Annotated in this window: 8 protein-coding genes; 7 read left to right on the top strand and 1 reads right to left on the bottom strand. The window is 60.9% G+C overall.

What is annotated here, in order from left to right; all coding sequences use genetic code 11:
* Window positions 1-57: 57 nt before the first annotated feature.
* From ACORLH_RS00280 to ACORLH_RS00250, 7 genes are all read left to right on the top strand, one after another.
* A complete protein-coding gene (locus tag ACORLH_RS00280) occupies window positions 58-1086 on the top strand; it encodes a TRAP transporter substrate-binding protein (RefSeq protein WP_058242602.1) in 1029 nt (342 codons plus the stop codon).
* 127 nt (window positions 1087-1213) lie between these two features.
* A complete protein-coding gene (locus ACORLH_RS00275; RefSeq protein WP_321830605.1) occupies window positions 1214-2578 on the top strand; it encodes a glutamine synthetase family protein in 1365 nt (454 codons plus the stop codon).
* Window positions 2579-2688: 110 nt separating this feature from the next.
* Window positions 2689-4074, top strand: coding sequence for an aldehyde dehydrogenase family protein (locus tag ACORLH_RS00270; RefSeq protein ID WP_321830604.1), 1386 nt, complete (start codon window positions 2689-2691; stop codon window positions 4072-4074).
* A gap of 27 nt (window positions 4075-4101) precedes the next feature.
* Complete coding sequence (locus ACORLH_RS00265) at window positions 4102-5247, top strand: iron-containing alcohol dehydrogenase (protein ID WP_321830603.1); 1146 nt, start codon at window positions 4102-4104, stop codon at window positions 5245-5247.
* Between the two features lie 968 nt (window positions 5248-6215).
* On the top strand, window positions 6216-6923 hold the full coding sequence (locus ACORLH_RS00260; protein ID WP_420719836.1) for a sugar transferase: 708 nt from the start codon (window positions 6216-6218) through the stop codon (window positions 6921-6923).
* Between the two features lie 199 nt (window positions 6924-7122).
* Window positions 7123-8538: a hypothetical protein gene (locus tag ACORLH_RS00255; protein ID WP_321830601.1), complete on the top strand. Its 1416-nt coding sequence runs from the start codon at window positions 7123-7125 to the stop codon at window positions 8536-8538.
* Window positions 8539-8651: 113 nt separating this feature from the next.
* Window positions 8652-11528, top strand: a complete 2877-nt coding sequence (locus tag ACORLH_RS00250; protein ID WP_321830599.1) for a calcium-binding protein — start codon at window positions 8652-8654, stop codon at window positions 11526-11528.
* A gap of 36 nt (window positions 11529-11564) precedes the next feature.
* On the opposite strand, the gene epsE is transcribed toward ACORLH_RS00250, so the two are convergent.
* Window positions 11565-12797 (bottom strand): exopolysaccharide biosynthesis GT4 family glycosyltransferase EpsE, encoded by a 1233-nt coding sequence (gene epsE, locus ACORLH_RS00245; RefSeq protein ID WP_321830598.1) that lies wholly within the window; start codon window positions 12795-12797, stop codon window positions 11565-11567.

The raw sequence follows: 12797 nt of genomic DNA, 5'->3' as shown, positions 1-12797 counted from the left end.
AGCGTTCAACAAACTGGGGAAAACCCACAACAAACTGAACCACTAGGAGAGTATGACATGACTACCAGACGTAAGTTCCTTGCCGGTGCCGCAGCGGCCCCGGCGGCGCTGGCCACCCCGGCGCTGGCTTCCGGCACCATCAAATGGCGGATGCAGACCTATGCGGGCCCGGCCCTGGCCGAGCACGTGGTGAAACCCGCGATCGACATGTTCAACCAGATCGCAGGCGACCGCATGCAGATCGAACTGTTCTATGCTGACCAGCTGGTCCCCACCGGTGAGCTGTTCCAGGCCATGCAGCGCGGCACCATCGACGCTGTTCAGTCCGACGATGACTCGATGGCGTCGCCCACCGAAGTGACCGTATTTGGCGGCTACTTCCCCTTCGCCTCGCGCTACTCGCTGGACGTGCCGGTGCTGTTCAACAAATACGGCCTGAACGAGATCTGGGACGAAGAGTATTCCAAAGTTGGCGTGAAGCACATCTCGGCTGGCGCATGGGATCCCTGCCACTTCGCCACCAAAGATCCGATCCGCTCGCTCGCCGACCTTAAAGGCAAGCGCGTCTTCACCTTCCCGACCGCTGGCCGCTTCCTGAGCCAGTTCGGCGTGGTTCCTGTGACCCTGCCGTGGGAAGACATCGAAGTTGCGGTTCAAACCGGTGAACTGGACGGCATCGCATGGTCGGGCATCACCGAAGACTACACCGTAGGCTGGGCCGATGTGACCAACTACTTCCTGACCAACAACATCTCGGGCGCCTGGGCAGGTTCGTTCTTTGCCAACCAGGGCAGCTGGGAAGGCCTGCCGGAAGATCTGCAGACCCTGTTCCGCGTTTGCTGTGACCAGTCGCACTACTATCGTCAGTGGTGGTACTGGGGTGGCGAAGCCGACCTGCGCGTCAACGGCCCGAAAATGGAGCTCACCTCGATCCCTGACGCCGAATGGGCACAGGTTGAAGAAGCGGCCTTCAAATTCTGGGACGAAGTTGCGGCCGAAAGCCCGACCAAAGCCCGCGTTGTTGAAATCATCAAGAAGTACAACGCCGACATGCAGAAAGCTGGCCGTCCCTACCGTTACGGCTAAGCTGAGCAAAAGCGCCCCGATTCTGATCGGGGCGTGTCCAAGACATCAGATGTGGCCCCGGGTGTTGCCAGGGCTCATCGCCCAAGAGACACACCACCAGATCGCAAGACCGACCAAGGGATGAGGAATGCCCGGCATGATGACTTTTGAAGAGCTGAAAACAGCCGTGGCAGACGGCAGCATCGACACGGTACTGGCCTGTATTGTCGATATGCAGGGCCGCCTGATGGGCAAACGCTTCGTCGGCCACCATTTTGTCGACAGCGCCTATGAGGAAACCCACTGCTGTAACTACCTGCTGGCAACCGATCTGGAGATGGGCACGCCGGATGGCTATGCCTCGACCTCCTGGCAGGAAGGTTATGGCGATTACATCATGAAACCCGACCTTGGCACCATCCGTCCGGTGCCCTGGCTGGAAGGCACCGCGCTGGTGCTCTGCGATGTGCTGGATCACCACCATCACAAAGACGTCGAACATTCGCCCCGCGCCATCCTGAAAAAACAGGTGGCCCGCGCCGAGGCGATGGGGCTGAGCCCGGTCACCGCGACCGAGCTGGAGTTTTTCCTGTTTGAGAAGTCGCTGAAAGAAATCGCCGCCTCGGGCTACCGCGATATGACTCCGATCTCGGGCTATAACGAAGATTACCACATCTTCCAGACCACCAAAGAAGAACATGTGATGCGCCCGCTGCGCAATCACCTCTATGCGGCGGGCATCCCGGTGGAAAACACCAAAGGCGAAGCCGAGGCTGGTCAGGAAGAGCTGAACATCAAATACGCCGAAGCGATGCTGACCGCCGATCACCACACGATCGCCAAGCACGCCACCAAGGAAATCGCCTGGCAGCAGGGCCATGCCGCCAGCTTCATCCCGAAATGGCGCCCGGACCGCGTGGGCTCCTCCAGCCATGTGCATCAGTCGATGTGGAAAGACGGGCAGAACGTCTTCTTTGATGCGTACAAGCCGCATGGCATGTCCGACCTGATGCGATCCTATGTGGCGGGCCAGATCAAATACGCCAGCGACCTGACCTATTTCCTGGCGCCTTACGTCAACAGCTACAAACGTTTCCAGAAAGGCAGCTTTGCCCCGACCAAGGCCGTTTGGTCCGTCGACAACCGCACCGCCGCCTTCCGCCTGTGTGGCGAAGGCACCAAGGCCGTGCGGATCGAATGCCGCATTGGCGGGTCTGACCTGAACCCCTATCTGGCGATGGCCGCGCTGATCGCCGCCGGTCTGGCCGGTGTGGAAGAAGGGCTGGAACTGGCCGCACCGCTGCAGGGCGACGTCTATGAGATGGAAGGCGTCACCGATGTGCCGCACACCCTGCGGGAGGCGACCGAAACCCTGCGCAATTCGACCATGCTGCGCGCCGCCTTGGGTGATTGGGTGGTGAACCACTACACCCGCGCCGCTGAGGTGGAGCAGGAAGAGTTTGACAACGCCGTCACCGACTGGGAATTGGCGCGTGGATTTGAGCGGGCGTAACACCCCCGCCCATACCGCCCGGGGCCTCTGACGGACGCCTTCGGCGGGAGAGTATTTTTAAAACGATGAAACTGGGGGGTTTTCGCCCCTCTCTTACTGGAGTCTGTGGCATGGGACAGAAACTGACATGCATTTCGCCGATCGACGGATCGGTGCTGGCGGAACGCGAAGTGCTGAGCACGGAGGCCGCCAAAGAGGTGGTTGCCCGCGCCAAGACCGCGCAGGTCGCCTGGGCGGCCCGTCCGCTGCAAGAGCGGATCGATCTGGTCATGGCCGGTGTCGCCAAAGTGGGCGAGATGAACGATGAGATCGTGCCCGAGATCGCCAAACAGATGGGCCGCCCGGTCCGCTATGGCGGTGAGTTCGGCGGCTTTAATGAGCGCGCCAGCTACATGGGCCAGATCGCGGCCGACAGTCTGGCCGATATCGAAGTGGGCGAAGACGCCACTTTCAAGCGCTACATCAAACGGGTGCCGCATGGTGTGGTGCTGGTCGTGGCGCCGTGGAACTACCCCTATATGACCGCCATCAACACCGTTGCCCCGGCGCTGATCGCGGGCAACACGGTGGTGCTGAAACACGCGACGCAAACCCTGCTGGTGGGCGAACGCATGGTCGCGGCCTTCACCGAAGCGGGCGTGCCGGCGGATGTGTTCCAAAACGTCTTCCTCAGCCATGACACCACGTCCCAGCTGATCGCGGCCAAAAGCTTTGGCTTTGTGAACTTCACCGGCTCTGTTGGTGGCGGTCGTGCGATTGAGCGCGCCGCAGCAGGCACCTTCACCGGTGTGGGTCTGGAACTGGGCGGCAAGGATCCGGGCTATGTCATGGAAGACGCCGATCTGGATGCCGCCGTGGACACGCTGATTGATGGCGCGATGTTCAACTCGGGCCAGTGCTGCTGCGGGATCGAACGGATCTATGTGGTTGAGAGCCTATTTGACGATTTCGTCGCCAAGGCGGTGAAAATCGTTGAGGGCTACAAGCTGGGCAACCCGCTGGAGGAAGAGACCACCATCGGCCCGATGGCCAATGTGCGTTTCGCCGATGAGGTTCGCGCCCAGATTGCTGAAGCCGTTGAAGCAGGCGCCACGCCGCTGATCGACCCGGCGCTGTTCCCCGAAGATGGCGGCGCCTATCTGGCACCGCAGATCCTGGTGGATGTGACCCACGACATGCGGGTGATGCGCGACGAAAGCTTCGGCCCGGTTGTGGGCATCATGAAGGTGAAAGACGACGCCGAAGCCATTGCGCTGATGAACGACAGTGACTTTGGCCTCACTGCCTCGCTCTGGACCCAAGACGTTGAACGCGCGCAGGCCATCGGCGATCAGATCGAAACCGGCACCGTGTTCATGAACCGCGCCGACTATCTGGATCCGGGCCTGTGCTGGACCGGCTGCAAAGACACCGGCCGCGGTGGTGGCCTGTCGGTTATCGGCTACCACAACCTGACCCGTCCCAAATCCTACCACCTGAAAAAGGTGACCGGCTAAGCCCGGCTGTTTGAGAGGAACAAGAACATGACACTTACCGCTAACTGGTCCTACCCCAACGCCATCCGCTTTGGTGCGGGCCGTATCAACGAACTGCCCGACGCCTGTGCGGCCGCTGGCATGAAGAAACCGCTGTTGGTCACCGACAAGGGCCTTGCGCCGCTGCCGATCACCGCGCAGGCGCTGGACATCATGGAAGCCGCCGGTCTGGGCCGTGGCATCTTTTCCGAGGTGGATCCGAACCCGACCGAGGTGAACCTTGACGCTGGTCTGGAAGTTTACCGCGCCGGTGGCCACGACGGTGTGATCGCCTTTGGTGGCGGCTCGGGTCTGGATCTGGGCAAGATGGTGGCCTTCATGGCCGGTCAGACCCGCCCGGTCTGGGATTTTGAGGATGTGGGTGACTGGTGGACCCGCGCCGACAGCGACGCCATCGCGCCGATCATCGCCGTGCCGACCACCGCGGGCACCGGGTCCGAAGTGGGCCGCGCCTCGGTTCTGACCAACTCGGAAACCCATGAGAAGAAGATCATCTTCCACCCCAAGGTTCTGCCGACCGTGGTGATTGCCGATCCTGAGCTGACCGTGGGCATGCCGCCGATGATCACCGCAGGCACCGGCATGGATGCCTTCGCCCATTGTCTGGAAGCTTTCTGCAGCCCGCATTTCCACCCGATGTCGCAGGGTATCGCGCTGGAAGGTCTGCGTCTGGTCAAGGAATACCTGCCACGCGCCTATAAGGACGGCACCGATATCGAGGCCCGTGGCCAGATGATGGCGGCCGCGGCGATGGGCGCTGTGGCCTTCCAGAAAGGTCTGGGCGCAATCCATGCCCTCAGCCACCCGATTGGCGCGATGTACAACACCCACCACGGCACCACCAACGCCGTCGTGATGCAGCCGGTGCTGCAGTACAACCGCGATGCCATCGAAGAGCGTATCGAACGCGCGGCGGCCTATCTGGGTATCGAGGGCGGCTTTGACGGGTTCTACGCCTTTGTGGGTGAGTTGAACGACAGCCTGGGCATTCCGGCCAACCTGACCGAGCTGGGTGTGACGGATCCCGACAAAGAGGCGATCATCAAAGGCGCACTGGCGGACCCCTCAACCGGCGGCAACCCGGTGGAGATGACCGAAGACAACACGCGCGCCCTGTTGGACGCCTGTTTCTAATACCAATGTTCTAAAACCTAGGGTGGGGTTTCGACCCCGCCCTTTGCACATCGATCAGATCGCAAAAGGCGAATCTCTCGACTCAAAAGGATGCATTTGCACCCCTTGCTTGCCCGATTTTGCTAAAAAACGAATCACTTTAGGCCGATCTTTGTTCGGGCCTTGTGAACAATAGCGCCCCCTGGCAGAGGCTGTTTCACAAATTACTCTCCCCCTAGTTGCAGGATTCGCGTGGTTTGCGAACCCTGAACCTGTACCAAAGTCCTACTGATCCGCCGCGGGATCAAAGACGGCGATTTGCGTGTCTGGATTTGAGCGGCGGGAAATCTTGACGACTGATGTCAAAAAAACTGAGCTGACTGGCCTCGACAGGGCTAAACACATTTGGGCGTCAGGTGCCTAAATTGTCTATGGATTGCGGACTCTGAAACTGAGGCGGGGCGATTGTCGACCAGTCCCCAACAATAACCCTTATCCCCCGTCAAAATATCAACTTTTCGCAGTTGGGGCCCATGTGCCCGCCGGGGGCGTCTTGCATGCCGTTACGTGACCTCAACGGCAATTGATGTACCCGGGATTAACCAATTTTTACCTGTAAAGACGGGCCACTAGTACTTTGGGCCTAGCGTCACCTGTGAGTTGCAAATGTGGCGCTCGCGTTGACGAAAAAGGGCCAAATTGCCATAAATATGGCGAAAGATCGGTGCGACTGTGGGGAAAATTCACAGAAAGTTCCGCTTAAAACTTAAATGTCTTTGAGCGAAACACGGTGTGGGGGCATCGGCCCGGTCTTCGGAAAGCTTGCTCCGGGCGGTGATCTGCCAGCTGCCCGGCGTCACATGAACAGTTTTGGTTTTGTCTTTTCGGGCGCGCAGGCGTTCGGAAGGTGCTGATGGGCTGTGTCTGATGTTTTCAGGCAGGCCGTTTTGGCACACGCTAACTGACCCCGGGGAGGGTTTGGAATGAACATGCACGTCTCAGCCACGTCCACCACATTGGATGCAGCGTTGGATGCCGCCAAAGACGCAAGCGATCTGTCCGCACGCGTCAGCAAATGGCGCCCAACTGCGACGGCCTACCGCCTGATGGGCAAACGTGTGCTAGATGTTGTGCTGGTCGTGCTGATGGCGCCGCCTGCCCTGTTCACCGTCGCTGTGCTGGCCCTGATCATCATGCTGGACGGCAAACCTGCCTTTTACCGTCAACGCCGGGTTGGTCTGAACGGCAAAGAGTTTTCCATGCTGAAACTGCGCAGCATGATCCCCAATGCCGATGCCGCGCTGGAGGCCTATCTGGCCTCATCCCCCACCGCACGTGCCGAATGGGACCGTAACCAGAAGCTGACCAATGATCCGCGCATCACCCGCTTTGGCCATTTCATCCGCCGCACCTCACTGGATGAACTGCCGCAGCTGCTGAATGTTCTTAAGGGTGAGATGTCACTGGTCGGCCCGCGCCCGATGATGACCAACCAGAAAGAGCTGTACCCCGGCGATGAATATTACCGCATGCGTCCCGGGATCACCGGTTACTGGCAAACCTCGGAGCGTAATGAATGCAGTTTCCGCGAACGTGCCAGCTATGATGCAAGCTACTACCGCGATCTGTCGCTGGGCACCGACTTCAAGGTGCTGCTGGCCACGGTCAACGTGGTGATGGCGGCCACCGGGCGCTAAACGCCACCGCCAACCGATCTGAATTAAAAAAGGCCGCGCTAACCCCGCGGCCTTTGGTCTGTCGCGCGAAGCTCACCATCCTCTTATTTGCCACTGTCGCCTGTCACCGCCATTATTCTGCCCTAAGCTTCCGTTAACCCTGACCGTCAGTATCAGAAGGGCCTGCGCCCTTCGCAGAACCAAAGGACAGATCCGGCACATGGTGCCCAACGCAATTGCATATCTGATGCTGGGGCTTTGGCCCCTGGTGGCGATCGGGTTGTTCCGATGGCTGCCGCCCGGCCGTGCGTTGCTGGCAAACCTGTTTCTGTCCTATCTGTTCCTGCCCCCGCCCCCGACGCAGTTTGACCTGCCGCTGCTGCCGCCCCTGGACAAGGAAAACCTACCGGCGCTGTCGCTGCTACTGGCCTGCCTGATCCACTGCCGTGACCAACTGAGCTTGCCGCGCACCGGTTGGGTGACCGCGACGCTGGCGGTATTTATCTTCTCCCCGGTGCTGACCGTCTTTGCCAACACCGATGGGATTTCCTTTGGGGCCTTTGGCCTGCCGGGGCTTGGGGTGAAAGACGCCTTGTCCCTTGTCATCAACCGCTTCAGCCTTGTGCTGCCGATGTTGCTGTCCTACGCGCTGTTGCGCAGTGCCAGTGACCTACGGGATGTGCTGCTGGCCTTTGCGCTGTTTGGGCTGATCTATTCACTACCGATGCTCATTGAGGTGCGGCTGTCCCCACAGCTGAACCTCTGGATCTATGGTTATTTCCAGCACAACTTCGACCAGATGATGCGCTTTGGCGGCTTCCGCCCCATTGTGTTCCTGTACCACGGCCTGTGGGTCGCCTTCTTTGCGATGAGCGCCGTGATCGCCGCCGCAACGCTGACCCGCACCGAAGACGGACCGGAGCGGGCGAAGGCCTTCATGGTCATGATGTACCTGATGGTGATTCTGGTGCTGTGCAAATCGGTGGGCCCGCTTCTTTATGCGATGCTGCTTTTGCCACTGACCCTGCTGCTGCCGCTTGGCACGCAGCTGCGGGTGGCGCTGGCCTTTGCGAGTGTGGCCATTGCCTATCCGATCATCAAAGGTGCAGGTTGGCTGCCCGAAGAGGCGCTGCTGCAACTGGCCAGCCGGATCAGCGAGGAACGCGCCAGTTCGCTGCAGTTCCGCCTGAACAATGAATCCAGCCTGCTGGAACGCGCGATGGAACGTCCGATCCTTGGCTGGGGCAGCTGGGGGCGCAACCAGATCCTGGATCCGTTTACCGGGCAGGAGTTGCTGGTGTCAGACGGCCGCTGGGTGATCACGCTGGGCTTCTTCGGCTGGGTCGGATTTGCCGCGGAAATGCTGCTGCTGGCCGCGCCAATTGTGATGCTGTGGGCGCTGCAAAGGGGGCAAAACGCAGTGCAGATGTCGGCGGCCGTGGGCGGTATGACACTGCTGCTGGCGATCAACCTGATTGATCTGTTGCCAAATGCCACGCTGACACCGCTGACATGGCTGCTGACCGGTGCCCTGCTGCGCCACGCAGAGGAATTGCGCCAGAACACGGCACAGGCGTTCAACACGCCAAGTGCCGCCCCCAAACGACACAAATCCGGCCTGACCTCGGTGATGTAACGCCTGAGGTGACGCGGGTGGAGAGGCTGGCCAAGCCGCGCGAAACTCGACTACAAAGAACGGGGTCGCCACCGACCCGCCGTGCAACAGGACACTGAGCAACAGGATCTGACATGTTCTCACCCGCCCGAACAGCGCTATCCCTGCCCCTGATCCTGACCCTCATCCTGGTGCTGATGCTGCCGTTGCCATCTAACGCGCAACAGGCGCGGGCGGAGGCGACGCTGAAGGCATATTTTTTTGGCAATTCCCTGATGCACCATCTGGAGGGTCTGCCGCAGACCTCCACCCCGTATTGGCTGAACAAGATCGCCGAGGCGCGCGGCGGCAGGTTGCAGGCCGATGGCACCTGGGGGTTTCTGCGGAACTTTGCCGGGCAGCTGCCACCGGAGCCCAACTGGCAGATCGGTGGGGTGCGCGGGGTCTGGTCCGAACGTCTGGGCAGCTTTGCCGATGCGGGTGTGAACACGGTGGTGTTGAACCCTGCCAATTTCATTCAGTATCAGCCGCCCTCAGCACTGTATGACAGCAACAATCCAAACCGCGACAGCCCGGTCACCGCAACGCTGAAGGTGTTTGACTGGGTGCGCGAAGGAGTGCCCCCCACGGCAGAGCAGCCGCGGTTTTTCATCTACGAAGGCTGGGCGGATATGGTGGGCTACAGCCGGTCCTTCCCGCCGTCAAAATCCGAACTGAACCAATACCTTGCGGACAATCAAACCGGTTATCACGACTGGTATGAAGACTACGTCGCAGCGTTGCAGCGGGCCCGGCCAAACCTGCAGGTCACCCTGTTGCCTGTCGCCTCCACCCTGCCTGAGATCCTGGCGCTGCCCACCCTTGAGGGTCTGACCGCCACCGATCTGTTCAGCGATGATGCACCGCATGGCACCGCGACGGTCTATTTCCTGGCCGCATTGATCAGCTACAGCGCACTGTTTCAGGATGACCTGCCGGCGCAGATGCTGCTGCCTGACAGTATTCACCCTCTGGTGCGCCAGAACTATGGCCAGATTGCTGAGGCGCTTTGGGACAGCCGCGCCAAAACGCTGCGCCCGCCATCCACCCAACGCCGTGATCAGGCGCGGGACAGCGCCCCACCTGCGGTGCCTGCGCTGGCGATGGGCCTCAACGGAATCTCAGACTGGTCCACACAGATGCCGTTTATCGACGTGATGAAATCCGCCCGTCCCTGGGTGGGACATTTGCCGGATCAATGGGGCGGGATGAGTTTTGACACCCTGCGCGCGGAGGGCCACCTGAGCGATGAGGGTTGGCCGCTGCGGATCCCCAAAGGGGTGGAGCAGCTGGAGACCTTTATTCTGGCGGATCTGCCCAGTGATGCCCGCGACACGGCTGGCCGCTACCGGCTGACCTACAAGGGCAAGGGCAATATCACCCTGCTGGGACGGGCCAGGGACATCCGCGCCCGCACTGGTGAGATCTGGTTCAACTTCACCCCCGGCGAAGGTCTGGTGGCGGTGACACTGCGGGGCACCGATCCCAAGGATCCGATCCGCGACATTCAGGTGATCCACGAACGCCACCTGCCTTTCTGGGAAATGGGCGCGGTGTTTAACCCAGACTGGCTGCGCCAGATTGAGGATATGCGGGTGCTGCGGTTCATGGATTGGATGGCCACCAATCATTCGCCAATCTCACAGTGGGATCAGCGCCCGTTGCCGGCGGATTACACCTATGCCTGGCGCGGCGTCCCGGTTGAGGTGATGCTGCAGCTGGCCAATCAGGTGGGCGCTGATCCGTGGTTCAACATGCCGCATATGGCCGATGACGGTTACGTGCGCCGCTTTGCCGAAGTGGTACAGCGGGATCTGGACCCTGGGCTGAAGGCCTATGTGGAATATTCCAATGAGGTCTGGAACCATATTTTCACCCAGGCGAAATACGCCACCGAACAGGCCGCCGCACGCTGGCGCGGGGCCAGTGGCAACACCGATGGCTGGATGCAATGGGCCGGCGTCCGCGCGGCTGAGGTGGCAGATATCTGGGCTGAGGTCTTCGGCGCGGAGGCTGAGACCCGGCTGACCCGGGTGATCGCGGTCCACACCGGCTGGCCCGGGTTGGAGGAGGCAGCGCTGGAGGCCCCGCTGTTCATGCGCGAAGCGCGCGGCAACATCCGCCCCGGCGACCGCTTTGATGCCTATGCGGTGACCGGCTATTTCGGCTATGAGCTGGGCGCCGATCCGCAGGCGGCCAAGGTGCTGGACTGGTTGAAGATCAGCGAAAGCGAGGCGCTGAAACGCAGCTACAAGTGGCTGCAATCCGGTGAGGTGAAGCGGCTGACGCAGGAGGTTTTCCCCTATCATGCCGGGGTGGCCAGATCCTATGGCATGGACCTAATCATGTATGAGGGCGGCACCCATATTGTTGGCCATGAGGGCTGGGTCAATGATGAGGCGCTGACCGCGTTTTTCATCAAGCTGAACTACAGTCAGGAAATGGCGGCGCTTTATGCGGATGTGCTGCAGGGCTGGCAGGATGCCGGGGGCACCTTATTCAATGCTTTTGTTGATGTGGCTGCGGCCAGCAAATGGGGCAGCTGGGGCGGGTTGCGGCATCTGTCTGACAACAATCCCCGCTGGGCGGTGATCCAACGCGCCAACACCAGCCTGCCGACCGATTGGGAAAGCCGCGATCCACAGGTCTTTCGCCGGGGGATCGCCCGTGCGGGTGGCGGTGCGGATGATCTGATGGAGGGTACCGCAATGGGTGATGTGCTGGTGGGCGCTGATGGCGATGACTGGCTGATCAGCCGCGGCGGCGCTGATGCCCTGCATGGCGGCGCGGGTGTTGATACGGCAGTACTGCCCGGTGCGGCGATAGACTATCAGTTCAGCTGGGCCAGCAGCCCGGTTGGGGATTTCCTGATCGCAGATGGCCCCGAGGGCGAAGTGAAAATGCGCGGCATCGAACAGCTGGAGTTTTCCGCGGCGCCGGGTCAGCTCTACCGTGTGTCGCCACGGCAATAAGGCCAACAGGATTGCGCAACCGCACCGCCTGAGAGTTTAGAAATCCAGCAGCGGTTCGTCTGGCATCGGCTCCATCGGCGGTGGGGTCAGCCCGACCTCCCGCACCAGTGCCTCTGCCCCGCGGGCGGCATCGAAACTCTGCAGGATCCGCTTGCGCCCTGCCTTCCCCAATGCGGCGGCCCGGACCGGATCGGTGGCCAGATATTCCAGCGCGGCGGCCAGCGCCACCGGGTTGCCCTTTTCAACCAGAACACCGTCCCGGCCGTTGGTGATCAACTCATCCACACTGCCGCCTTCGATGCCCACCACCGGACATTCACAACTCATCGCTTCCATGGCAGAGGCGCCGAGGGCCTCAGAGTGGTTTGCCATCACAAGGACATGGGCATCACACAGCCGGTCGCGCAGCGTGTCCTCAGACACCGACCCCATCAGCCGTACGGTGCCGATCAGGCCCAGTTCGGTGATCTGCTCCTCGAGCACGGTGCGATAGCCGGTGCCACCTTCATCATCCTCACCGATGATTTCCAGATGCACGTCAATGCCGCGCCCCTGCAACAGCGTCACCGCCTGAAACAGATCCTCATGCGCGTTGGAGGCATGCAGCCGCGCCCGGGACACCAAACGCAGGGTTTTACCGGGTTCCGGCGGCCGGTAGGGCGCATCGCGACGCAGGTAGTCGGTATCCACCCCCTGCGGCTGGACCAGCACACGTTCTGGCAGCGATTCACCCAGAACCGGGGTGATCTCATCCAGCAGCCGCTGCGAGCCAATGACGGCGAATTTCGCTGACTGCCATTTGAACTTTTGACCGATGCCGCCTTCGGACAGAGGGCCGTGCAGGCTGATCGAATAATCCAATTCATAGAGGTGGTTGGCCAAGGCAGCGATCATCGCCACCGGCCCGCAGGAGGCCACATGCACATGGGTCACACCCTGCGCTTTACAGGACTGGGCCAGCTGTTTAGCAGCCGGCGCCGCATGTGACACGGCGCGCATCCGTTCGACATTGCCGCTGCCCTGTTTCAACTGCCGCCACGGCAACTTGGGCAGGGACATCAGCGAGGACATGGTGCCCTGCGCCAGATACTCGGTGCGTTGCCGCGCCCCTTTGGCCCAGGCATGCGCTGCCGTATCGGTTGGCCGGTCGGAAAACAGCACCGCCTCAATACCCATCGCTTCCAGCTTGAGGATCTCACGCCAGTACAAACTATGTGCCTGCCCCGGAAACTCGGGCAGTAAATAGCCAAGCTTTGGAAGTTCAGTCAC

Source organism: Thalassovita sp., from assembly GCF_963691685.1.
In the GTDB taxonomy this organism is placed as follows: Bacteria; Pseudomonadota; Alphaproteobacteria; order Rhodobacterales; family Rhodobacteraceae; genus Thalassobius.
This window is presented reverse-complemented; position numbering and strand designations above follow the sequence as displayed.